Genomic DNA, 22,564 nt, shown 5'->3' with positions numbered 1-22,564 from the left:
TGACGCTCACATCCTACGCAGAGGGGTCCGACATTCCGCGATCGGGCGCGATCTCACGCCTCGGCCGGGTTACGCGGCGGGACGTCACGGTGGCGATGCACGCACCGATCACGCCGATAGCAAAGGCGACCGCGCCGACGATCACGCAGATGATCGCTGCCGCGGGTGGCTCAGCGGCGGCCGCATCCGACGCGATGGCGGTGAAGGCGACGCTCCCGCCCAGACAACACAGCGCGAGGCCGAGAACAGCAAGGCCGGAGAGCAGCATGATCGTGGCGGGGTGGCGAAGGGTATGTGCCATGTCCAGTCCTCATCCTCAGAAAAATCGACCCCCTGTGGATGAGATGTCCGCTCCCACGCAAAAGGTTCACGAATGCGGGGATGAGTCTCGAGCGAGCGCGAGTGTCAGCCGGACGGTGCTGTTCACGAATGCGGTGATGAGTTTCGAGCGTGATGAGTCTCGAGTGCTCGAGTGCTCGAGTTTCGAGCGAGCGCGAGTGTCAGCCGGACGGTGCTGTTCACGAATGCGGTGATGAGTCTCGAGCGTGATGAGTTTCGAGCGTGATGAGTTTCGAGTGCTCGAGTCTCGAGCGTGACGAGTCTTTCAACTGTGATCCGGCGGACCGCCAGCGCGCGTGGCACGACGCGCCGCGCCGGCGGGGGAGAGGTGACCGGAGCGCTCCTGGCCGGGCATCACGCGGGAGCGGCGGCCGTAGATGATCTCCGACGAGTCCAGCAGCCACGGCACGAGCGTGATCGTGACGCCATGGACCAGCATCAGCTGCTGTGCCATGCGCTTCGCCCTGCGGTTGTGGAGCACGCTCTCCCACCAGTGCCCGACGATGTACTGCGGCAGGTACACCGTCACCACCGAGGGGCCGTGCTTCTCGCGGAACTGCTTGATGAAGATCGCCACCGGGGCGGCATAGAAGCGGTAGGGCGATTCGATGACCGTGAGCGGGACGGGCATCCGCATGCGCTCCCATTCGGCAAGCAGCGCGTCGGTTTCCGCGGCATCTGCGGAGACGTGTACGGCGAGCAGCGTGCGGTGGTTGGCGGCAAGCGCATAGTCGAGAGCTTTGAGCACCGGCTTCTGTACGCGATTCACCAGCACGATCGCCACGTCGCCCTGCGCTCCGAAGTGCGGCACGTCGGTCACGGTGATCTCCGCCTCCACGTCGCGGTAGTAGCGATTCACGCCGATCATCAGGATCGTCAGCACCGGAATCGCGAGGAACACCAGCCAGGCACCGTGCGTGAACTTCGTGACGGTCACGATGAGCAGCACGAGCGTGGTCATCGTGGCACCGGCGGAGTTGATGATGAGACCCTTGACGGCCTCGTGGCGAGTGAAGTCGGTGCTGCGCTGATGTTCGCTGCCTTCCGGCAGATCTTCCCGCATCTCGCGCAGCACGCGGCGCCAGTGTCGCACCATGCCGATCTGGCCGAGGGTGAACGATACGAACACCCCGATGATGTAGAGCTGGATCAGTGTGGTCAGGTTGGCCTGGAACACGAGGAGGATGGCGATCGCCCCGATGCCGAGGAGGATCATGCCGTTGCTGAAGACGAGGCGGTCGCCGCGGGTGTTCAGAGCCTTCGGTGCGTAGCCGTCACGGGCGAGCACGGCACCGAGCAGCGGGAAGCCGTTGAACGCCGTGTTGGCGGCGAGGAGCAGCACGCAGGCGGTGGCCGCCTGAATGATGAAGAACGGGATGGACCCGCCGCCGAAGACCGCGGCCGCAAGCTGCGCGATGAGGCTCGGCTGCGGCTGCGTGCAGTCGAATCCCTGCAGATCGCAGGGATTCTCGGCATAGTGGATGCCGCTGATCAGGGCGAGCGCGACGAGGCCTGCGAACAGGCATGCCGCGATCGTTCCCATGATGGCGAGGGTGGTCTGGGCGTTGCGGATCTTGGGGCGCCGGAATGCCTGGACTCCGTTGGAGACCGCCTCCACACCGGTGAGGGCCGAACAGCCCGACGAGAATGCGCGCAGCACCAGCAGCACCACGGCGGCGTTGGTCAGTGAGTGCACCTGAGAGGTGTAGTCGGCGCTGGAGGCAACGGGGGCATCACCGGCGACCGTGCGAGCGAGACCGACGACGACCATCACCGCGACCGAGCCGATGAACACGTATGTCGGCACCGCGAAGACCGACGAGGCTTCGCGCACACCGCGGAGGTTCATCAGGATGATCAACACCACGAACCCGATCGCGAGCCCGACCCGCCAGGAGTTCAGCGCGGGGAGGGCGGAGATGATGTTGTCGACACCGGACGCGACCGAAACCGCCACCGTGAGGACATAGTCAACGAGCAGCGCTGCAGCCACCACGACGCCGGCTCGCTCACCGATGTTCTTGGAGGCCACCTCGTAGTCGCCTCCACCCGACGGGTACGCCCGGATCAGCTGACGGTAGCTGAGGACGACCACGACGAGCAGCAGCACGACCGCCGCCGCGACCCACGGGGCGAAGGAGAGGAAGGCGGCGCCACCCAGCAGCAGGATCATCATGATCTCCTGCGGGGCATAGGCGACCGAGCTCAGCGCGTCGGAGGCGAAGATGGGCAGCGCGAGCTTCTTCGGCAGCAGCTGATCGTCCGCCTGCTTCGACGTCAAGGGCTCCCCGAGGATCCAGCGCTTGGCACTGGGACGGGGACTGGCGGGATCGCGCGTGTCATTCACCACGGACGTAGAACCTACGCGTTCCTGACGGCTCGTGATGCGTATTTCCGGGAATCCTCACGAGATCCTGACGCCGGAGGGCGGCGGGGACGTGCGGCGCGGATGTCGATGCGCGGATACGCCGCGGGGAGGAGGAGGCTCCCTCGCGGGGACGACGCGGAAGGGAGGCGGGCCGGGGAGGATGGATACGTCATGAGCAATCACCTTCTTTCCGGATTCATCGCATTGGGGGCGGGCGGACTGCTCGGCATCCTTCTCTTCGTCCCGTTTGTCGCGCGGGTGTATCGCCGTCGGGGTCGGCTGACGGCGGGGATGTTCCTGCTGTGGTCGGCAGCGCTGGTGTATTTCTGGGCGATCTGGACGTACACGCTGCTGCCGTTGCCCGATGGTCCGATCGAGTACTGTGCCGAGGCGATCCTGAATCCGATGGACGCGGTGCACGACGTGCAGAAGGCGATCGGTGAGGGCGGAAACGTCCTGCTCAGCGCAGCCGTGCTGCAGCTGGCGCTGAACGTGCTGTTGTTCGTCCCGCTCGGCTTCTTCACCCGTGTGCTGGCCGGTCGGGGAATCGTGCTGGCCACCACCGTGGGGTTTGTCGTTTCGCTGTTCATCGAGTTGACCCAATTGACGGGCGTCTGGAGGATCTACTCCTGTGCCTACCGGTTCTTCGACGTCTCGGACCTGATCACCAACACGTCCGGCGCGTTCGTCGGCGCGGTAATCGGTCTGGTGATCCCGGCGCGCCTGCGTGGCGGCACGGAGCTGCCGGGCGCCGATCAGCCGCGGCCCGTGACTCGCGGGCGTCGCCTGCTGGCGATGGTCTGCGACGCTCTGTCGTTCTGGGTGATCGGCGCGGGCGTCGCCGTCGTCATGCAGCTCGCGTTCTCCCTGCTCACGGGCGGACGTCCCACGACAGAGCAGACGCTGATCTCGTCCACTGTCGCCAATCTGCTGCCCCTCGCGCTCTGGACTGTCTTGATCCTGGCAACCGGCCGATCCGTCGGAGATCACAGCGTGCAGCTGGCATACCGAGGCCCGGGGAAGGAGTTTCCATCGCGCGTGCTGCGCCTGCTGTCTGGCATCTCCGGTGCCGCGCTGCTGGCGATGATCCCTGGCGCGGGGGAGCTGCTCTCCGGCGCGTTCTGGCTCGTGACCCTGATTCTCACGTTCACCACGGACGGCCGCGGTCTTCCGGGCCTCCTCATGGGTCGGCCGCTTGTGGATGCGCGGGAATCGGGACCGCTCCGTGCGGAGAATCGGCGCCGCAGCGAGACACGGCCCTCGCGGATCCCCCAGTAGACCTCGCACACGAGGGGATCGCGCTGCAGAGCGGCACGAATTCCTGTCAGAGCAGCACGCGTTCAGCTTTACTGCACCGCCGACAGCCCGCGAGGTCACCATGGCGGCACGCCGTCGTCCGTGGCGTTCCTCTGTCTGTCATTGTCAGTGCGATCGTTGTTAGTGCGGTCGCTGGTGTCGGCTGCGTCATCAGATTCCGGCAAGGTCGAGGCCACGAACGCCACCGAACGAGGCTCGGGTATCTCGGTGTGGTGGTACTTCAGCGCGGTGATGAACTCCAGAACACCGTCCGGGTACGGGGTGATCTTCCATCCGGCGCTCGTCTTCAGCGTGTGATGCCGGCGACACAACGGGGCGAGATTGGCGATGTCGGTCTTGCCGCCATCGGCCCACTCTTCGTTGTGGTCGATGTCGGTGTTTCGAATCGGAACCCGGCATCCGGGGTGTCGGCAGTGTTGGTCGCGATGGGTGAGGAAGCGTTTCATCTCAGCCGTCGGGCGGTAGCGATCGGTCGCCAGCACGGCCCCGGTGATGGGGTGAGTGAGCACCCGGTCGAATCCCGGCTCGCCCCCGGCGAGGATTCGAGCGGTGTCGGCGTCGATCGGTATGGCGCCGTCGAGCTCTGCCCCGTCATCGCTTCGGCCGGCGAGGGTGAGCACCGGAATCGTGACGGCGATCGTCGCACGAATCGACCCGAGGGCGGTGTTCTCGCTCGCCGGCGTGGCGGTGAGCAAGAGGTCCGCAAGCAGGTCCGCGCGAATCTGATCCACCGTGCGCTCATCGACCGCGTCGGTGGTGTCGGCGGTGTCGATCGCGTCGGCACCAGCACCGCCACCGGCGCCAGCCGCAGTGGCAGGCGTGCCATCACCGCGGGCCTGCTTGCCGCGAGTGTCCCGGAGTTCGTGGGCCATCTGATCCAGGCGACTCTTCACGCCGTGCGCAAGGACCGACGGGAGGTACGCATGCAGTGTCGACATACCGTCCGGGTCGTCGGTGACCCACACCACGCGCGCCTCGCACGCGGACTGGTGGCGTTCCGTGATGCCCACCTCCCGCACCTCCTCCGCTATGCGCGCCAGCATGCCGCGCAGCCGGTTGGGGGACTGCACCCGGGCTAGGGGAAGAGCTCGCGCGACGTAGCGGTCGCGTGCGTCGCCCACCTCGATGGGGGCTCCGACGTCGACGACTACCCGCGCTTGGGCCGCGGTGATCTCCCCCTCTGCGAGCGCCCGATGGACGTCGGGAAAGTCGTTCACCAGCCCATACGCGTCCGACATGCGGCGCTGAATCGTGCGATCACTCACGTGGATCGCGGCGCCGACCTCGGCGGCAAGCGACCGCAACTCCAGGTCGGAATGGGACGATGCTCCGGATGCCCCGGACAGTGTTACGAGATCGGCGAGCAGCGCGGCCTCCAGCGCATCGGTGGCCGCCCGTGAACGCGTCACGGCCACCACCGCTTCAACGTAGGCGCGCTTCACTTGTACGTCGGCTTCGTCAGGCGGGACGCGTTTTCGTGAGCTGCGCGCATGCTTCGGGTCGGTGCGCGTACCGGACGAGCCGTCGTGGTCGGGCCGGTGCACGTCCGTCGCGACGTCTTCCAAGAGTTCTAATGTCATGCTTCAATGATCTCGCAGTCACTAGAACAAAAGTACGAAGCACACAAGATGTGGATAACTTGCAATACGCACTTGTGTACGCCGCGAGACAAGCCTCACGCCGCTACCATGACGCCATGACTGTGACGGGAATCGGTGGTCTGTTCTTCCGAAGTCGTGACCCCCGGGCACGCGCCGCCTGGTATCGCGAGCACCTCGGGATCGATGCGGGAGAGGATGCCGTCTGGACCCAGTCGGCCGGCATGACCGTCTTCGCGCCGTTCCCGCAGGACAGCGGCTACTTCGACTCAGCCCAGCCGTTCATGCTCAACCTCCGCGTGACGGATCTGTCCACGCTGGTGGCTCGCCTGGAAGCGGCGGGGATCGAGGTGGAGACGCGGGAGGAGTGGGCGACGGAATTCGGACGATTCGCCCGCCTGCACGACCCTGAGGGGCTGCCCATCGAGCTGTGGGAACTCCCGGAGTGACTGAGGATTCGGCGTTCGCCAGCGTGGTGGTCGCGCATCGCGTCGCTCGCGAGCGCGCTGAGTTCGCCGCCGCGTTGGAGGAGCGGGTTCTCCATCTCGCCGTCCTTGAAGCTGACGAGGACGAGCTGACCCCGGGAGGAAACGGCGGCAGAACTCGATGTTCCGGTCGCCGTCATCCGCCATCATCTCTCGGATGCCCACGTCGTTCCCCCGCTTACCGCGAACGGGACGAACGCCACCTGGTTGGAAGCCACGCGAACTGTCTGGGAACATGACCCCCAGACTCTGCGCGACCACTGGGGGCCGTTCAACCGCTGACAGTTCCGGGTCGTCCTGTGCTCTCGCGCACCGTGAGCACGGGCGCGGGCCCGGCCTCACCCGGCAGTACCACGTCACTCGCGATCTGGCGCACCAGCAGCCGCGCAGACCGGTCGCCGAGCTCAAAGGTGTCGCGCGTCATCGCGGTGATCGACGGACGCACTAGTCCCGCGATGACCGAGTCATCGAAACTCGCCAGCGACACGTCGGCGGGAACGCCCACCCCCATCTCCTGCACCGCCCGCAGGCCCGCGACGGCCATCACATCGTTGTCGTAGACGATGGCGGTCGGACGGTCATCCCCGTTCAGCAGGCGACGAGTCTGCTCTGCGGCCATCCCCGGAGAGAAGTCCGTGTGGATCACCTGACCCCCGAGAACCCGTGCGCGTAGCCGCGTGTGCTGGAGCACCGCGGGCCCGGCAACATACGCGATGTGCGAGTGCCCGAGACCACGGAGGTGACCGAACAGGGTGCTCGCCGTCTCCGTGTCATCCACCCACAGCGCCGATGGCACGGCGACGTGCGAACCCACCAGGATCGTGGGCATCTGGAGCTCGCGGAGCGCGTCGATACGGGGATCGTCGCCCAGCGGATCGATGACGAGAACCCCGTCCACCTGACGCGAGGCATGCCACTGTCGATGGATCTCGAGCTCCTCCTCCAGGCTCGACACCAGTTGCAGGTGCAGACCGATCCGCGCGTCGCTCAGCCCCGACTGGATGCCGGCGATGAGGTCCGTGAAGAACGCCTCCGTGCCGAGTGATCGCGCCGGCCGGTTGAGTGCGAGGCCCACCGCGTTCGCCCGCGCGCCCACCAGGGATCGCGCCACGTGAGAAGGCTGCCACTGCTGCTCTCGCGCGACCTGAAGGATCCGCTCCCGGGTCTCCTCGCTGACGCCCGGTTTGCCATTGAGCGCGAACGAGACCGCCCCCGGCGAAACCCTCGCGATGCGGGCGATATCCGTGATGGTCACGCGCTTCGCGGCTGCCATAGGATCACTGTACTTGATCGGTTTAGTGGGCCTGACGACGCTGTCGAGAGGAAGAAAATGCACGACGAGACCTCGCTCACGGTGGGGCGGGTGACCCGTGTGCTCGACGAGCGGGTTCGCCCGGCGATCTACTCAGCTCGCGTACCGCTCACGGTGGAGGCGCACCAGCTGCCGGGTGAGCCGATCGCCCCGGCTGAGGGCCTCGCGCTGGTGTTCGTACCACACCAGGTCGGCAGCGCATGGGGGCCGGCCTGGGGGACGACCTGGTTCAAGGTCACCGGCACGGTCCCCGCAGACTGGGCCGGCAAACGCGTGGAAGCCCACCTCGATCTCGGATTCGACGTCAACATGACGGGATTCCAGCAGGAAGCGCTCGTCTACCTTCCGGATCTGACCCCCGTGAAGTCGCTCAACCCTCGTAATCAGTGGGTTCCCATCACCCCAGACGCCAACGGCGGCGAGCAGATCACCCTCTTCCTCGAAGCTGCATCCAACCCCGTGCTGCTGGATTACCACCCCTTCCTCCCCACCCGGGACGGCGACGTGCTGACCACGTCGACACGTCCGCTGTATCGCCTGCGCACCATGGACCTCGCCGTCTTCGAACCCGAGGTGTTCGAGCTAGCCCTCGACCTGGAAGTCCTCGTCGACCTGCAGGCGGAGCTGGCGGCCACCGAACCGCGTCGGATGCGCATCCTGCAGGCGCTCGATGATGCGCTCGATGTGCTGGATCTGCAGCACATCGTCGAAACAGCAACGCAAGCACGAGCCCGGCTCGCGGACGTGCTCGCGCGTCCCGCGGATGCGAGCGCGCATCACATCTCGGCGGTCGGTCATGCCCACATCGACTCCGCCTGGCTGTGGCCGGTGCGCGAGACCATTCGCAAGGTGGCCCGCACCACCTCCACGATGGCGCGCCTCATCGATGAGACCGACGAGTTCGTCTACGGCATGAGCTCCGCCCAGCAGTACAAGTGGATCAAGGAGCACCGTCCCGAGGTGTACGAGCGCGTCCGAGCGGCGGTCGCCGCGGGGCGGTTTCTGCCGCTCGGCGGCATGTGGGTGGAATCCGACACCGTGATGCCGACCGGTGAGTCGCTGGCTCGCCAGTTCCTCTACGGCCAGCGCTTCTTCGAGAGCGAGTTCGGTGTACGCTCACGCGGTGTCTGGCTGCCCGACTCGTTCGGCTACTCGCCGGCGCTACCGCAGCTGATGCGCCGTGCCGGATTCGAGTGGTTCTTCACGCAGAAGATCTCCTGGAATCAACGCAACGTTTTCCCGCATCACACCTTCCTGTGGGAGGGCATCGACGGATCGCGCATGTTCACGCACTTCCCGCCGATGGTCACCTACAACTCCGAACTCAGCGGCGAGGAGGTGGCGAAGGCCTCACGCCAGTTCCAGGAGAACCGGGTGGCCACCCGCTCGCTGGCACCCGTCGGCTGGGGTGACGGCGGTGGCGGCACCACGCGCGAGATGGTCGGCAAACAGCAGCGACTGGCGAACCTCGAGGGGTCCGCGACGGTGCAATGGGAGTCACCGGACACGTTCTTCGAGCAGGCGCGGGCCGAACTCGCGAAGCCTGCTGTGTGGGTCGGTGAGCTGTATCTCGAGCTCCACCGCGGAACGCTCACCAGTCAGCACCAGACCAAAGCCCTGCACCGCCGCGCCGAACACACGCTGCTCGAGGCCGAGCTCTGGGCGGCCACCGCCGCGGTTCGCGGTCTTGCTGACTACCCCTATGACGCCCTCGATCGGCTCTGGGAGACCGTGCTGCTGAACGAGTTCCACGATATCCTGCCGGGCACCTCGATCGCGTGGGTGCACCGCGAGGCGGTCGCCGTTCTCACCGACGTCGTCGCGGAGGCGACGGCGCTCGCCGACACCGCTCGCGCGGCTCTCGCTGGAACTGGTGACGTGCCGCTCGTGTTCACGCCCTATCGCGTGGGTGACGAGGCGCTCGCGGCCGCGCCGGCGACGGGACCCGGCGGGCGAGTTTCGATCGGGTACGGGGAAGAGGACGAGGTGGTGGAACTCACCAACCACCTTGTGCGCGTGCTCATCTCCCGCGAGGGGCTCATCGTCTCTGCCGTGGATCTGGCCACCGGGCGCGAGACGATTCCGCTCGGTCAGCCCGCCAACCTGCTGCAGCTGCATCAGGACTTCCCGAACAAGTGGGACGCCTGGGACATCGACCGGTACTACCGCAACACCGCCACGGAGCTGCGGGATGTCTACACGTTCACGTGGGGACTCGGCGATCACGGACACCCGACTGTGCGCCTGCACCGGCGCTTCTCGGAATCCTCGATCACGCAGGTCATCACTCTGGCGCCCGGCTCGCGCACGCTCCTCATTCGCAACGAGATCGACTGGCGAGAGACCGAGAAGCTGCTCAAGCAGTCCTTCCCGCTCGCAATCCAGGCCCAGACGACGGACGCCGAGACGCAGTATGGCTATCAGTCGCGCGCCACACACGTGAACACGTCGTGGGAAGCGGCGAAGTTCGAGACGTCGATGCACCGATTCGTCTTGGTGCAGGAGCGCGGTTTCGGCGCGGCCGTGGTGAACGATTCGCTGTACGGTTACGACACCACGCGCGATTCCGACGAGTCCGGCGTCACCACTACCGTGCGCCTCTCCCTGCTGCGCGCCCCGCGATTTCCCGACCCCGATACCGATCACGGCCTGCACGTGATCACCACGGGGCTCGTCATCGGCGCCGATACGGAGTCGGCGACCGCTGCGGGGATCGAGCTGAACTCTCCGGCCACTGCTGTTTCGGGTTCCGGGCCCGTCGAACCGCTCGTCACCGTCACGGGTCGCGGCATCGTGGTGTCCTCCGTGAAGCTGGCCGCCGATCGCTCCGGAGACGTGATCGTGCGTGTGTACGAGGCGCTGGGCGAACGCACCACCGGTGAGATTCGCGTCTCGTTCGCTCATGCGGGCGTGCGCGAGGTGAGTCTCATTGAGGACGAGCTTCCCGACGCCCGCACGGGATCGTCGCTGTCACTCACACCCTTCGAGGTGCGCACGCTGCGGATTCCGCGCGCCTGAGTCTGTTCCGATTCGCACCGCCGCCGATAGGGTGCTGGTGTGCGAGCGAAGACGCGACAGTCGAGGGGCCGATTCCGCGCGCTCGGAGCGATCGGGGCGTTTCTCGTCGCGCTGCTGATCGGCGGGGCCGTCGCCCTGGGCGTCGGCGATGCGCTCGGCATCCGCACGGAGCCCTCCGAGCCCATGCAGGAGGCGGGACGCACGGAACCGGTCGTCACCGCCACCGTGCCGCCACTCATCCGCATGACGACCGCCGTCGCCGGCCCGCGACTTACCGCCGCGGCGGCTGCGCTGGACGACGCGTACCAGGATCGCGCGACCGCAGGAGAGGCGACCCTCCAGCTGAGCGTCGGCTCCGATCCCGATGACGAGTCCTACCGCATCGACGGCGATCCCACGGCGCTCAGCCTCACCGCGGCTGGCGAGGCGGGTGCTGCCCGCGGCATCTACGACCTCGCTGCGGCCGTCCGCGAGGGGCGGGACATCACCTCGATGACGGGACAGGAGGTGACGTCCCGATTGCCCCTACGCATGGCCGATCTGGGCGCCGTGGGCGTGGTCGCCGACCCCGCGCAGTGGGAGGGCGGCACCGACTACTCGCACGCGTCGAAGGCGTTCGCCGACGTGTTCCGCGCCGATGCTCCCTATGTCGACACCGAGGCGCTCGCACGGGCCACGACCGATTTCGACGAGTACCTGACCCGCATCGTGGCGGAGGGGTACAACGCCATCGCGTTCCCGGGATTGATCGAGTTCGTCACCTTCGCGGGGCTGGAGGGCGATCCCGTCTACCCCGCGGATGACCCGCATATCGACCGGGCCATCGCGATTCGCAACGCATTCATCCCGCTGTGGGATCGTGCCGCCGAACTCGGCGTGAAGGTGTTCCTCCGCACCGACATGCTCACCCTCACCGAGCCGCTGGAGCAGTACCTGCGGGAGCGGTTCGGATCGCTGGACGTGGCCAATCCCGAGCTCTGGGAGGTGTACACCGCCGCCTTGGACGAGCTGTACGAGGCCGCGCCCGCACTCGACGGCGTGCTGATCCGCATCGGCGAGGCGGGGCGCATTTACGACCTGCCGGGCTGGGACTATTACTCCGCGCTCGCGGTGACCACCGTCGACGGGGTCCGTGCCATGCTGACCGCCCTCACCGGTCAGGCCGAGGAGTCCGGGCGGGAGGTGATCTTCCGCACCTGGAGCGTGGGCGTCGGGGCCGTCGGCGACATGCACACCAACGTGAACTCCTACGACGAGGTGCTGTCTGGCATCGACTCGCGCGCGCTCATCGTCTCCACCAAGTACACCCTCGGCGACTTCTACAGCTGGCTTCCGCTCAACGACACGCTGCTCGGCGGCGAGCAGCGCAGGATCGTGGAGTTCCAGAGCCGTCGCGAGTTTGAGAACAACGGCGCGTTCCCGAATGATCTGGGGGCCGAATACCAGTGGGCGCTGCAGCGGCTGCTGGCCGGCAACCCGCGGATCGAGGGCGTGTGGGTGTGGGAGCAGGACGGCGGACCCTGGCGCGCCGGGCCGATGATCCTGGTGCAGAAGGCCGGCTTCTGGCAGCTCGCCGATCTCAACTCCCGGCTGGCCGTGCGGCTGGCGCGGGACCCAGACACCGATCCTTCCGCGATCACCGCCGGCTGGGCTCGGCAGTGGTTCTCGGATGATCCCGACACGGTCGCCGCGATCGTGCAGGCCATGACTCTGTCGCGCGACGCCATCAAGACGGGGATGTACATCGAGCCGTTCGCGGAGAAACGCGTCTTTGCGATCGGGTTGGAACCGCCGCCCATGATGTGGATCTTCGAGTGGGACATCCTCACCGGAGATTCCGCGGCTCTGGACGTGATCTACGCGATCGCGCGGGACGACCTCACGACGGCGATCGACGGCGGTGCCGAGGCGCTCGACACCGTGACGCAGATGCAGGATCTGGTCACCGGCACAGACGCCGGCACCTGGCGCGATCCCGACATGCGTCAGCGCTTCGTCGACACCCTGGCCTACGAGCGCAGCACGCTGGAACTCCTCGGCGCCTATCGCAGCATGTTCCTGCACCAGGCCGCCTGGCACGACACCCTCTCGCCGGACGAGTACGCCGCGTGGGAACAGGCTCGCGACGAATATGAGGGCATCGCCGCCGCGCACCTCGCGCAGTACGGTGCGTCCGTCGACTACCCGGCGTACAACCTCGAAGCGGCGGCCCTGGGTGTGGAGCGCGCGGATCGCGATCTCGCGATGGCGTGGGCCGCGCGCGTGCTGCTCTTGGGGGCCGCGGCGTGGCTGCTCGTGGCGCTGGTGCGTCGTCGTTCCGCTCCAGCCGCACAGTTGCGAGCGGCGATCACTCCCTGGCGGGCAGCGGACCTTGTTGCTGCACTGTCGGGCGGTGCCCGCTGGTGGCTCGCGATCGTGCCGGCCGTGCTGCTCGTCGCCACGCGGGCGGTGCAGACGTCGCTGCTCGCCGGCGTTCATCTGCTCCTCATTCTCGGTGCGTGGGCGCTGTTCTGCGGCGTGCTGCTGCTTCTCGCCCGTCGCAGCGCCTGGCCGATGATCGCGGCGGTCGGTGGTGTGATCATCCTGCGGTGCGTGCTCGCGCTCGCGGCGCTGTCGGTCACCGGTCCCGGTGGGTACTGGTTCGCGTTCTGGACGGATCCGATCCGACGCACCGCCTACATCACCGTGGCCTTCGCCCTCTTCGTCTGGGTGTTCGTCGCCGCGGCCGTGGCCCTGGCGCACTCCCTCGGATCGCGGCGATCCACCGGTGTCGTGCTCTCCGGAATCGGTGCGGCGCTCGCGATTCCCGCCGCCATCATCGCGATGGTCGGCCTGGAACAGTCGCTCACGGTTTGGAACGATCAGCTCGGGCTCCTGCCGTGGGGTCTCGCACGGATCCTGGGCATCACCGTGTACCTCGACATCCCGCCCGAATCGGCGGCGGTCGCTGCGGTCTTCGGTGCGGTGGTGCTGGTGCTCGGACTCGTTCTCGCGCTGCCGGGCCATCGCCAGCGCAGCGCGGCGTCATTTGCTTCCCCGTAGGCCCGTTCGTACGCTGGATCGGTGCAGGGGGATTCGGACGCGGCGCTGTGGCTTGCAGCGACATCGGGATCTCAGCGAGCCTTCGTCGAGATCTTCGACCGCTACCGCAGGCGCGTGCTGGCGGCCGCATTCCGCCAGACTGACTCCTTCGACCTGGCGGAGGAAGCCACGGCTGTCGTCTTCCTTGAGCTGTGGCGGTTGCGCAAGAAGGTGCGGATCGTCGACGATTCTCTGCTGCCCTGGCTGTTCGTCGTCACCACGAACGTGTGTCGTAACCTCACGCGCGCCAAGCGTCGCTATGGCGTGATGCTGGCGAAGCTGCCACCGAGCATCGAAGAGCCCGATGTGGCGGACGGCGTGGACGAGGACATCACCCGCGAGGAGACGCGGCGACGCGTGCGGCAGGCCCTCGCATCGCTGGACGCCCGCGATCAGGTGGTGGTTCAGCTGGTGATGCTGGAGGCGTATTCCGTCACCGATGCCGCGACGGCTCTGGGGCTGCCCGTCGGTACCGTTAAGTCCCGTCTGTATCGTGCGCGGGGTCGACTGCGAACCATTCTGGCTCCTGCGGACATACCTTGGAGAGAGGAGGATGCGGATGAACGATGAGAGGGACATCTCTCCCGCCCGACTGACCGCGATGCGCGACGCGCTCGCCGAGCACGTCGCCTCCGAGCCCGTCCGTGCGCACCGCACGCGCCGCCGTCGTGTCCTCATCGGTTCGGTGCTCTCGCTGGTCGCCGTCGGCGGCGTCGCCATCGCCGGACTGCGGGTGCTGGCACCGGCAGAGGTCGTCGACACGTCGATCGCCATGTGCGCGAGCGAGGCGAAGCGGAACGCTGATGGCGGGTTCGACGGCGGCTATGCGGTCATGTCGGGGCCGTTCAACCCGGGCGTGCGTACCGACGCGCTGGAGGTCTGCACGCTGGAATGGGAGGAGGGGACATTCCTCCCCGGGTACGATCCGCTCTCGTTGCGTCCCGAGGATCCGTTCCCTGTCCCGCCACTCACCGTGTGCGTCGCGTCTGACGGCACGGCCGTCGTCGTGCCATCAGACGCGCCGGAGATCTGTACGGCGTTGCAGCTGGCGCCGGTCGCCACCACATCAGGCCCGCGTTGAGCTCACAGCGGGCGGAACACCAACGACCTAGCCGTCCCGGCCACCGTGGTCAGTGAATTGCACGTCGGTGCGCACGTGATGTAGGTGCCGGCGTAGTTCGTCGCGCTGTACACCCGCACGCCGCATCCGGAACCCGTGATCGACCGCATCCCGGTGACCCAGTCCGACGCGAGCGTCGCGAACCCGTAGGTGGCGCTTGCGCAGGTTCCCGTCCCCCAGAACGCGAGGCTCGACCCGGTGAGGTTGGTGCCCTTGTAGGCGGTTCCGAGTTTCACTGAACCTGCGCGGCTCAGCGGTGACGTCGTCTGGGCCGAGATGTAGTCGTCCCGCTCGGCTTCGGTGGCAAAGCAGACGATCTCCTCGGCATGCACCGATTCGTCCGCTGCGGCGACGACCTCCACCGCGCAGTGTTCCGTGACGGGCGGCTCGGTGAGCGCTGTGGGGGTGAGCGCTGTGGCAGCGATCGCGACGGCGGCGAGGGCGTGAAGCATGAGAACTCCTGTGTTCGGGTGGTGTCAGGTGATGTCCGCTCGCGCTGCGCAGGTTCGTTTCAGTGGGTGAAGATGGGGACATGACGCGCATGCGGATCGGGTTCATCGGCGACGGGAACATCACTCGCACGGTGCGAGGCGAGCTGGCTTCGCGACCGTACGAGGTGGTCGGCGCGTTCGGCCGCGCGGATGCGATCCCTGACGGCCTTGACCTGCTCGTCGAAGCAGCCACACAGAGCGCTGCCGCGGAACGTGTACCCGGCGTCCTCGAGCGCGGTACGGATGTGCTGCTGTTGTCCGTGGGTGCGCTGGCCGATCCGGGCCTCCGACAGCGACTTGCCAGTGGCCACGGCCGGCTCATCGTGTGCACCGGTGCGGTCGGCGGGCTCGATCAGGTGCGCGCCCTGCGGGTCGGGGGTGTGCTGGATCGGGTGAGTATCGAGAGCCGGAAGCTGCCGGCCACGCTCATCCAGCCGTGGATGGATGATGCGTTGCGCCAGCGGCTGGCGGCGGGGCAGGAGGAGATCGTGCTGGACGACGATCTCGCCACCGCTGTGACGCGGCGCTTTCCGGCATCCGCCAACGTCGCTGCCGCGGTCGCGCTCGCGGCCGATGCGTGGGACACCGCGACGGCACGGGTCGTGGCGGACCCCGCAGCGGTGCGCACACGGCACACGATTCACGCGGCGGGCGAGCTGGGAGAGGTGACCGTGACGGTGACCAATGAGCCCTCGCCCGAGCGGCCGAGATCGAGCGCGGTGGTCGCCCGCGCCGTGGTGCGCGCGGTCGATGATTATGCGCGGCTGCGGGGTTTCGATGCTCCTGTCGGACCAGTCGTCCTCTGACGTGTCTCGGAACGAGGACCTTGCCGCCGAAAGCGCGTGACGTGACCGAAGCCGGGCCGGGAACCGAATGCGGGGCGCGGACGGCACACCGGTACCCTGGGTAGGTGGCTGAACGACAGAAGATCCTCGCATCGATCGAGAACGACTTTCCCCAGTGGTACCAGGACATCCTCGAGAAGGCGCAGCTCGCGGACAACGGTCCTGTTCGCGGCACCATGGTCATGCGACCGTACTCCTACGCGATGTGGGAGGGCATGCAGGCCGGCATGGACGCTCGGATCAAGGCGACCGGTGCGGAGAACGTCTATCTGCCACTGTTCATCCCGCAGTCGTACCTCGAGCGCGAGGCCGAGCACGTTGAGGGCTTCAGCCCCGAGCTCGCCGTCGTCACCCATGCGGGCGGCAAGGAGCTGACCGAGCCCGTCGTGGTCCGCCCGACCAGCGAGACGCTGTTCGGCGAGGTCATGGCGAAGTGGATTCAGTCGCACCGCGACCTGCCCATGCTGCTGAACCAGTGGGCCAATGTCGTCCGCTGGGAGATGCGTCCGCGTGTGTTCCTGCGTACGACGGAGTTCCTCTGGCAGGAGGGCCACACCGCACACGCCACGCGTGAGGACGCCGCGAACTACGCGCGCCGCATTCACCTGGACGTCTACAAGGACTTCCTGGAGAACGTGCTCGCGATCCCGGTGCTCCCCGGCTTCAAGACCGCGTCCGAGCGCTTCGCTGGCGCCATCAACACCATGACCTGCGAGGCCATGATGGGCGACGGCAAGGCGCTGCAGATGGCGACGTCGCACGAGCTGGGTCAGAACTTCGCCAACGCGTTCGGCATCACCTTCTCCGACACCGACGGCGCTGCGCAGACCGCCTGGACCACGTCGTGGGGCTCGTCCACGCGCATGATGGGTGGCCTCATCATGTCGCACGGCGACGACGCCGGCTTGATCCTCCCGCCGCGCATCGCGCCGCATCAGGTGGTCGTCATCGTCGTGAAGGACGACGAGCGCACCATCGAGGCAGCACGGAAGATCGTGGCCGACCTCGCCGCCGCGGGCGTTCGCGCGAAGCTCGACGACCGCACGCAGACCGGCTTCGGTCGTCGCGCCACGGAGTGGGAGCTCAAGGGCGTCCCGGTCCGCGTGGAGGTGGGTCCTCGCGACCTCGATGCCGAGCAGATCACGTTCGCGCGCCGCGACCAGGGTGGCAAGCAGCAGCTTCCCCTCGCCGAGGTGGCCACACGCCTGCCCGCGCTGCTCGACGAGATCCAGGCCGACATGTTCGCCGCGGCGCAGAAGCGTCTGGACGAGCGCACGACACACGTGTCGACGATCGAGGAGGCTCGCGAGGCCGCGCAGACCGGCTTCGCCGTCATCGACTGGGCCGTGCTCGGCGAGGACGGCGAGAAGGAGCTGAACAAGGACGCGATCACCGTGCGCTGCCTGCGGACCCGCGACGGGAACATGCCTGACCCGCACAACCCCGAGACCGATCTGGTCGCGATCGTCGCCCGCGCGTACTGATCCACTGCAGCACGATGCCCGCCCCGGAACCGGGGCGGGCATCGTCGCGTACGGATCAGCTCACGCCCATGAACATGTAGGCGCGGCTCACGCGGCCATCGGCGTTGCGGAACACGGTGTCCACGCCGCGTCCGACGACCGCACCGGTGGGAGCTGTCATCGACCACCGCAGCAGGAGGGCGTCGCCGGAGGTCAGCTCCTGGTCGTACTGGAACGTGAGCCCCTTCGTCGCGATCAGATCGCCGTGGACAGCGCCGATATGCGCCTCGATCGCGTGGATGCCGCGCAGCGTCTCGCCCGTGGATGACACGCTCAGCTCGGCGTCCGTGTCCCACACCCGTTCGATGGCGTCGCGGCGGGCCCTATCATTCGGCTCGATCCACGCCGCGAGGTAGTCGTTCTGGAAGGTCATCAGTGTCTCCTTGAAAATTGGAACTGCAGGTCAAAAACTTGGGCAAAGAGGAGGACGACACGGGTGCGCTCAGAGACTGGCGACGGCGGTGTCGATGACCCGATACAGGGTGTCGGCATCGTGCGTCATCGCCATGACTCGGAGTCCGGCGAGTGTGGTGGCGAAGAATGCGGCGAGCGCGGCGGCATTCACCTCTCGGGAGACGTCGCCCTCCACCTGCCCCCGCTCGATGCGGGAGGTGAACCACGAGGTCGACTCGTCCTGCATTCGGCGCAGGCGACGCGCGAGCTCCGGGTCGGACCCGGCGAGCTCGACCGTGGTGTTGCCGACGAGACAGCCGCGTCGTGGCACGGAGGCGAGATCACCGTCGACCACGGCCCGCAAGGCTGCACGGATCGTCTCGCGCGTGGTTCCGGGCTCTGCGAGGAGCTGTTCGGCCTGCGCGGTGATCATGGACTGGTAGTGATCGAGTGCTCGATCGAACAGCTCTCGCTTGCTGCCGAACGCGTTGTAGAGGCTTCCCTTCGCCACGCCCGTCGCCTCGGCGAGGATCGCGGGCGAGGTCTCGGCGTAGCCGTGGGTCCAGAACGCCTCCATGGCGCGCATGATCACCGTCGTGTCGTCGAACGCGCGCGGTCTTCCCATGTGGTCGAGCGTACGGGTTTTTGAACTATGGGTCAATAACCGTGCCGTGGTGTGTGCGGGACAACGAGACCTCCTGTCGTGAATGCATGAGGATGCACCGAAGCCATGAGCGATTGGCGTGATGGCTCATGGTCTCGGCGCATGTTCATTGATTCGCGGCACGTGCCTGGTGTCGCGACCGGCCCGTCGTGTTCGCCCGCGCGTGCCTCCTTCGTGGCGTGAACGCATGACAATGAGCCGAAACCATGAGCGATCGCCGGATTCAGTCATTGTCTCGGCGCATGTTCATGCGTTCACGACACGGGGCGGCGCAACGACGAAGCGCCTGTCGCTCCGGGGCAGGAGCGGCGGGCGCTTCGCGTCATGTCAGGCGCGGAGCCAGACCGTGACGTCGGTGGGGACCATCGCCTGGTTCTCCGTGCTCACCAGCAGTGGCTCCGACGAGAGGATCACGCGATCGGCGTCGACGAGGAGCTCGTCTGCGCCGAAGTTCACGACCACCTCGACGTCCGCATTGGTCAGTGCCAGCAGCGTGGCGCTGCCGGTGTCCTTCCATGCGAGCGTGCCGGAGCCGAGGCCGTGCGCGCGGCGCTCGGTAAGCAGGTTCTTGTAGAGCTCCAGCGTGGAGGCGTCGTCCTTCTCCTCGAAAGAGCGGGAGAACTCGGCGTACTCCGCCGGCTGCGGCAGCCAGCTCTCGCCCGTGGTGTTGAAGCCGAACGCGGGTGCCTCCGGCTCCCACGGGATCGGCACGCGGCAGCCGTCGCGACCGTAGCGCTCGCCGTTGGTGCGGAAGAACGACGGATCCTGTCGCGCTTCGTCGGGCAGATCGATCGCTTCGGGAAGACCGAGTTCCTCGCCCTGGTAGAGGTAGGCGGAGCCGGGCAGGGCGAGCATCAGCGTCGTGGCGGCGCGCGCACGGCGGAGGCCGAGAGTGGCATCCGGACGCGGACCGGGGGTGTTCGGGCCGATTCCCGCGCCCTGCGCGTTCTCGAACTCGACCGCGAAACGGGTGGCGTGACGCACCACATCGTGGTTGGACAGCACCCAGGTGGAGGGGGCACCAACGCTGTTGAACGCACGCAGCGACTCCGTGATCACCTCGCGCTGGGCATCGGCATTCCACCCCGCGTACATGTAGAGGAAGTTGAACGCCTGGTGCATCTCGTCGCTGCGCACCCAGAGTGCGGTCTCATCGAGCGTGGGAAGCCAGGCCTCGGCGCAGAGCACGCGGTCACCCTCGTACTCCGCGAGCACGGTGTGCCAGTCGCGGTAGATGTCGTGGACGCCTTCCTGACCCCAGTACGGAACCGGCTCGTGGCCGCCCATCGAGTCGCCGTCGGCGGGCGGGGTGTAGTCGGGGAGTCCGTCGGCCTTGACGAGTCCGTGGGCGACGTCGACGCGGAAACCGTCGGCACCGCGGGCCAGCCAGAAGCGCAGCACGCCACGGAACTCCTCGCGCACCTCCTCGTTGCTCCAGTCGAAGTCGGGCTGGCTGCTGTCGAAGATGTGCAGGTACCACTGGCCGGGAGTCCCGTCGGCCTCGGTGACCCGGGTCCAGGCGCGACCGCCGAACACCGACTCCCAGTTGTTCGGGGGGAGTTCGCCGTTCTCGCCCATGCCATCACGGAAGATGTAGCGGGCACGCTCGACCGAACCGGGTGCCGCGGCCAACGCCGCCTGGAACCAGGCGTGATCAGAGGAGGAGTGATTCGGGACGAGGTCGACGATCAGCTTGATCCCGCGCTCGTGAGCGGCAGCCAGCATCGCGTCGAAGTCGGCGAGCGTGCCGAACAGCGGGTCGACGTCACGGTAGTCGGCCACGTCGTAGCCGGCGTCGCGCTGCGGGCTCACCATGAAGGGGCTCAGCCACAGGGCATCGACGCCGAGCTGGGCCAGGGCGTCCATGCGGCTCTCGATGCCGGGCAGATCACCGATGCCGTCGCCGGATGCGTCGGCGAAGGAGCGCGGATAGATCTGATAGATGACGGCGGTGCGCCACCACTCGGAACCGGTGGCGACGTGCTCGGGCGAGGTGCTCATGCGCACCACCGTAGTGCACGCATCCCGGAATGAAGGGTCGCCGCTCCCAGGTTTCGAATCGATTCGATCACGGTAGGGATCGTGCGCTGGTCACGCTGAGGAATCCGGGCGCGCTTCTCAGGTGCAGCGAGTATCGTGGTTGCACGTGACTTCCGTCGAACTGGACCGCGCGTTCTCCCTCATCCGCCTCACGCAGGACTTCCCCCAGCCGGGCATCCTCTTCCGTGATATCGCTCCGCTGCTTGCGGACGCGCAGGCGTTCCGCGCGACGATCGACGCGCTCATCGAGCCGTTCGCCGGACAGTTCGACCTCGTCGCCGGCGTCGAGGCGCGTGGCTTCGTGCTTGCGGGTGCCGCCGCCGCTATCGCGGGCACCGGTGTGCTGCCGATCCGCAAGGCCGGCAAGACGCCGCAGCCCGCCGCCCAGATGACCTACGACCTGGAGTACGGCACCGCGACCATCGAGGTCGGTGCCGACATTCCCGCGGGCGCACGCGTGCTCGTGGTGGATGACGTGCTCGCCACAGGTGGCACCCTGCACGCGGCGCACGGCGTGGTCGAGCAGCTCGGCGGCATCGTCGCCGGCACCGCTGTGCTGCTGGAGATCGAGGGTCTCGGCGGCCGCGCAGCCCTCGGCGAGAAGTCGGTGCACGCCGTCTTCGCCTGATCCGTCCTCACGAACTCCGGGTCTCTCTGCGCGCAGAGGGGCCTGTTGTTCTATGAACGATCCCGTGTGGGCTGTACACTCGCGGTGCTGTGCACCTGCCACGGGCCCGCGCACAGTCTCGGGGCCCACGCACGATCGGACACCTCATGTCTGCCCCTCAATACTCCGGCCAGAAGTCCTTCGTCGTCACCTGGCTGCTGTCGTGGCTGCTCGGTGGTCTCGGCATCGACCGCTTCTATCTCGGCAAGATCGGCACGGGAATCCTGAAGCTGATCACCTTCGGCGGCCTCGGTCTGTGGTGGCTCATCGACCTCATCATCACGCTGGTCGGATCGCAGCGCGACAAGCAGGGCGCACCCCTGTACGGCTACCTCGAGAACCGCAAGATCGCGTGGATCATCACGGGCATCTTCGTCGTTCTCGGCGCGATCAGCGGTGGCATCAGCGGGGCTCTCGGCCTGCTGAGCTTCGGCGCCTACTACGGCAACTGACCTTTCATAGCGCGCATCTGGCTCCCCTCCCTCGCGGATGGGAGCCAGCTACGCGCGATGAAGCGAGGGTTTCCCGCAGAGCTCAGGACTCCGAGCGGAGCGAGGCGAGTTCGGTCATCACCGGCGACGCCTGCAAGGTGCGCAGCTGCGTGTCGACGTGCAGCGCCATGAGGTGCGCCGCCGCGGCAACGTCGCGCGCGCGAATCGCGGTCAGCAGACGGTCGTGATCGGCCAGCATCACCACGGGATCCATGTCGCCGGCGATCCGATCGCCGAGGCCGGAGGAGTCGAGTGCCATCGAGAGGTTCTGGACCAGGTCGAAGAGCAGGCGGTTGCCGGAGGCCTGTGCGATCACGCCGTGAAACAGCGAGCAGCGCACCGATCCGGTTCCCTCGCGCACGGTCTCCATCTCCGCCGCGATGGTGGACTCCATCGTCTCCAGCAGGGGTGCGCTCCAGTTGGCGGCGGCCGTCTGCGCCGCCTCGACGTCCAGTGCGCGGCGGATTCCGACCAGCTCGGCCGGGTGGTACGCCGCCAGAGCGTCCAACAGGAGGGACGGGGCGGGAGTCAAGGACCGGACGAACGTTCCGCGCGCGGTGAGCGTTTCCACCATTCCGAGCGTGGCAAGGGATCGGACGGCCTCGCGCACCGTGGAGCGGCCGACGTTCAGTTCTTCGATGAGCTCCGGCTCGGTGGGGATGCGGGATCCCACGGGCCACTCGCCGGACGAGATCCGCGCTTTCAGGCGCGCGAGAGTCTGACGCGCCAGAATGCTGCCGGACGGCTGTGACATGGGGACCTCCTCCCGCGATTCAACCACACCTACAGGGTGACTGAAGGACGGGAGATCA

The 22,564-nt window shown here is 67.2% G+C and carries 19 protein-coding genes; 10 read left to right on the top strand and 9 right to left on the bottom strand.

All coding sequences use genetic code 11. The features are described from left to right. Positions 1-13: 13 nt before the first annotated feature. Both ACI3KU_RS11510 and ACI3KU_RS11505 read right to left on the bottom strand, forming a co-directional pair. Positions 14-301 (bottom strand): hypothetical protein, encoded by a 288-nt coding sequence (locus ACI3KU_RS11510; RefSeq protein ID WP_404922454.1) that lies wholly within the window; start codon positions 299-301, stop codon positions 14-16. A gap of 303 nt (positions 302-604) precedes the next feature. After that, entirely contained in the window at positions 605-2,689 is a 2,085-nt protein-coding gene (locus ACI3KU_RS11505) for an APC family permease (RefSeq protein ID WP_404922453.1), read from the bottom strand. 189 nt (positions 2,690-2,878) lie between these two features. Here ACI3KU_RS11505 and ACI3KU_RS11500 point away from each other — a divergent pair, with 189 nt between their 5' ends. Further along, the gene (locus ACI3KU_RS11500) at positions 2,879-3,985 is read left to right on the top strand and encodes a VanZ family protein (protein WP_404922452.1); all 1,107 of its coding nucleotides are present in this window, start codon (positions 2,879-2,881) and stop codon (positions 3,983-3,985) included. 95 nt (positions 3,986-4,080) lie between these two features. Here ACI3KU_RS11500 and ACI3KU_RS11495 read toward each other — a convergent pair whose 3' ends face one another. Further along, positions 4,081-5,604, bottom strand: a complete 1,524-nt coding sequence (locus ACI3KU_RS11495) for a DUF222 domain-containing protein (protein ID WP_404922451.1) — start codon at positions 5,602-5,604, stop codon at positions 4,081-4,083. Between the two features lie 116 nt (positions 5,605-5,720). Here ACI3KU_RS11495 and ACI3KU_RS11490 point away from each other — a divergent pair, with 116 nt between their 5' ends. Further along, a complete protein-coding gene (locus ACI3KU_RS11490) occupies positions 5,721-6,071 on the top strand; it encodes a VOC family protein (RefSeq protein ID WP_404922450.1) in 351 nt (116 codons plus the stop codon). 307 nt (positions 6,072-6,378) lie between these two features. Here the strand turns inward: ACI3KU_RS11490 and ACI3KU_RS11485 are convergent, their stop codons facing one another. Beyond that, on the bottom strand, positions 6,379-7,380 hold the full coding sequence (locus tag ACI3KU_RS11485; protein ID WP_404922449.1) for a LacI family DNA-binding transcriptional regulator: 1,002 nt from the start codon (positions 7,378-7,380) through the stop codon (positions 6,379-6,381). A 57-nt stretch (positions 7,381-7,437) separates the two neighbouring features. Here ACI3KU_RS11485 and ACI3KU_RS11480 point away from each other — a divergent pair, with 57 nt between their 5' ends. Genes ACI3KU_RS11480 through ACI3KU_RS11465 form a run of 4 tightly spaced genes read left to right on the top strand, consistent with a single transcriptional unit; the run spans position 7,438 to position 14,599 of the window. Further along, positions 7,438-10,437 carry an alpha-mannosidase gene (locus tag ACI3KU_RS11480; RefSeq protein WP_404922448.1) on the top strand — a complete coding sequence of 1,000 codons (3,000 nt, stop codon included), beginning with the start codon at positions 7,438-7,440 and terminating at the stop codon, positions 10,435-10,437. 39 nt (positions 10,438-10,476) lie between these two features. Further along, on the top strand, positions 10,477-13,479 hold the full coding sequence (locus ACI3KU_RS11475) for a hypothetical protein (RefSeq protein WP_404922447.1): 3,003 nt from the start codon (positions 10,477-10,479) through the stop codon (positions 13,477-13,479). Positions 13,480-13,500: 21 nt separating this feature from the next. Continuing rightward, positions 13,501-14,088, top strand: a complete 588-nt coding sequence (locus ACI3KU_RS11470; RefSeq protein WP_404922446.1) for an RNA polymerase sigma factor — start codon at positions 13,501-13,503, stop codon at positions 14,086-14,088. Further along, positions 14,078-14,599, top strand: coding sequence for a hypothetical protein (locus ACI3KU_RS11465; protein ID WP_404922445.1), 522 nt, complete (start codon positions 14,078-14,080; stop codon positions 14,597-14,599). Before ACI3KU_RS11470 ends, ACI3KU_RS11465 begins: the two co-directional genes overlap by 11 nt. 2 nt (positions 14,600-14,601) lie before the next feature. Here the strand turns inward: ACI3KU_RS11465 and ACI3KU_RS11460 are convergent, their stop codons facing one another. Beyond that, positions 14,602-15,090 (bottom strand): hypothetical protein, encoded by a 489-nt coding sequence (locus ACI3KU_RS11460; protein WP_404922444.1) that lies wholly within the window; start codon positions 15,088-15,090, stop codon positions 14,602-14,604. An 80-nt stretch (positions 15,091-15,170) separates the two neighbouring features. On the opposite strand from ACI3KU_RS11460, the gene ACI3KU_RS11455 reads away from it, so the two are divergent. After that, positions 15,171-15,935, top strand: a complete 765-nt coding sequence (locus ACI3KU_RS11455) for an aspartate dehydrogenase domain-containing protein (RefSeq protein WP_404922443.1) — start codon at positions 15,171-15,173, stop codon at positions 15,933-15,935. Between the two features lie 104 nt (positions 15,936-16,039). Further along, positions 16,040-17,458: a proline--tRNA ligase gene (gene proS, locus ACI3KU_RS11450; protein WP_404922442.1), complete on the top strand. Its 1,419-nt coding sequence runs from the start codon at positions 16,040-16,042 to the stop codon at positions 17,456-17,458. Positions 17,459-17,513: 55 nt separating this feature from the next. On the opposite strand, the gene ACI3KU_RS11445 is transcribed toward proS, so the two are convergent. The 3 genes from ACI3KU_RS11445 to ACI3KU_RS11435 form a co-directional block, all read right to left on the bottom strand. Continuing rightward, positions 17,514-17,870 carry a nuclear transport factor 2 family protein gene (locus ACI3KU_RS11445; protein WP_404922441.1) on the bottom strand — a complete coding sequence of 119 codons (357 nt, stop codon included), beginning with the start codon at positions 17,868-17,870 and terminating at the stop codon, positions 17,514-17,516. A 69-nt stretch (positions 17,871-17,939) separates the two neighbouring features. Continuing rightward, positions 17,940-18,515 carry a TetR/AcrR family transcriptional regulator gene (locus ACI3KU_RS11440; protein WP_404922440.1) on the bottom strand — a complete coding sequence of 192 codons (576 nt, stop codon included), beginning with the start codon at positions 18,513-18,515 and terminating at the stop codon, positions 17,940-17,942. A 366-nt stretch (positions 18,516-18,881) separates the two neighbouring features. Further along, positions 18,882-20,555 carry a glycoside hydrolase family 13 protein gene (locus tag ACI3KU_RS11435; RefSeq protein ID WP_404922439.1) on the bottom strand — a complete coding sequence of 558 codons (1,674 nt, stop codon included), beginning with the start codon at positions 20,553-20,555 and terminating at the stop codon, positions 18,882-18,884. Positions 20,556-20,700: 145 nt separating this feature from the next. Here ACI3KU_RS11435 and ACI3KU_RS11430 point away from each other — a divergent pair, with 145 nt between their 5' ends. Beyond that, a complete protein-coding gene (locus tag ACI3KU_RS11430; protein ID WP_404922438.1) occupies positions 20,701-21,222 on the top strand; it encodes an adenine phosphoribosyltransferase in 522 nt (173 codons plus the stop codon). Between the two features lie 146 nt (positions 21,223-21,368). Next, positions 21,369-21,713 carry a TM2 domain-containing protein gene (locus ACI3KU_RS11425; protein ID WP_404922437.1) on the top strand — a complete coding sequence of 115 codons (345 nt, stop codon included), beginning with the start codon at positions 21,369-21,371 and terminating at the stop codon, positions 21,711-21,713. Positions 21,714-21,795: 82 nt separating this feature from the next. On the opposite strand, the gene ACI3KU_RS11420 is transcribed toward ACI3KU_RS11425, so the two are convergent. Then, positions 21,796-22,506: a FadR/GntR family transcriptional regulator gene (locus ACI3KU_RS11420; RefSeq protein WP_404922436.1), complete on the bottom strand. Its 711-nt coding sequence runs from the start codon at positions 22,504-22,506 to the stop codon at positions 21,796-21,798. Positions 22,507-22,564: the final 58 nt, after the last annotated feature.

This window comes from Microbacterium sp. ZW T5_56, from assembly GCF_044987425.1.
In the GTDB taxonomy this organism is placed as follows: domain Bacteria; phylum Actinomycetota; class Actinomycetes; order Actinomycetales; family Microbacteriaceae; genus Microbacterium.
This window is presented reverse-complemented; position numbering and strand designations above follow the sequence as displayed.

Bases quoted from the DNA above. Each gene is read 5' to 3' on its own strand.
- ACI3KU_RS11510 (WP_404922454.1), bottom strand. From the start codon at position 301: ATGGCACATACCCTTCGCCACCCCGCCACGATCATGCTGCTCTCCGGC.
- ACI3KU_RS11500 (WP_404922452.1), top strand. From the start codon at position 2,879: ATGAGCAATCACCTTCTTTCCGGATTCATCGCATTGGGGGCGGGCGGA.
- ACI3KU_RS11495 (WP_404922451.1), bottom strand. From the start codon at position 5,604: ATGACATTAGAACTCTTGGAAGACGTCGCGACGGACGTGCACCGGCCC.
- ACI3KU_RS11490 (WP_404922450.1), top strand. From the start codon at position 5,721: ATGACTGTGACGGGAATCGGTGGTCTGTTCTTCCGAAGTCGTGACCCC.
- ACI3KU_RS11485 (WP_404922449.1), bottom strand. From the start codon at position 7,380: ATGGCAGCCGCGAAGCGCGTGACCATCACGGATATCGCCCGCATCGCG.
- ACI3KU_RS11480 (WP_404922448.1), top strand. From the start codon at position 7,438: ATGCACGACGAGACCTCGCTCACGGTGGGGCGGGTGACCCGTGTGCTC.
- ACI3KU_RS11465 (WP_404922445.1), top strand. From the start codon at position 14,078: ATGAACGATGAGAGGGACATCTCTCCCGCCCGACTGACCGCGATGCGC.
- ACI3KU_RS11460 (WP_404922444.1), bottom strand. From the start codon at position 15,090: ATGCTTCACGCCCTCGCCGCCGTCGCGATCGCTGCCACAGCGCTCACC.
- ACI3KU_RS11455 (WP_404922443.1), top strand. From the start codon at position 15,171: ATGACGCGCATGCGGATCGGGTTCATCGGCGACGGGAACATCACTCGC.
- ACI3KU_RS11445 (WP_404922441.1), bottom strand. From the start codon at position 17,870: ATGACCTTCCAGAACGACTACCTCGCGGCGTGGATCGAGCCGAATGAT.
- ACI3KU_RS11440 (WP_404922440.1), bottom strand. From the start codon at position 18,515: ATGGGAAGACCGCGCGCGTTCGACGACACGACGGTGATCATGCGCGCC.
- ACI3KU_RS11435 (WP_404922439.1), bottom strand. From the start codon at position 20,555: ATGAGCACCTCGCCCGAGCACGTCGCCACCGGTTCCGAGTGGTGGCGC.
- ACI3KU_RS11425 (WP_404922437.1), top strand. From the start codon at position 21,369: ATGTCTGCCCCTCAATACTCCGGCCAGAAGTCCTTCGTCGTCACCTGG.
- ACI3KU_RS11420 (WP_404922436.1), bottom strand. From the start codon at position 22,506: ATGTCACAGCCGTCCGGCAGCATTCTGGCGCGTCAGACTCTCGCGCGC.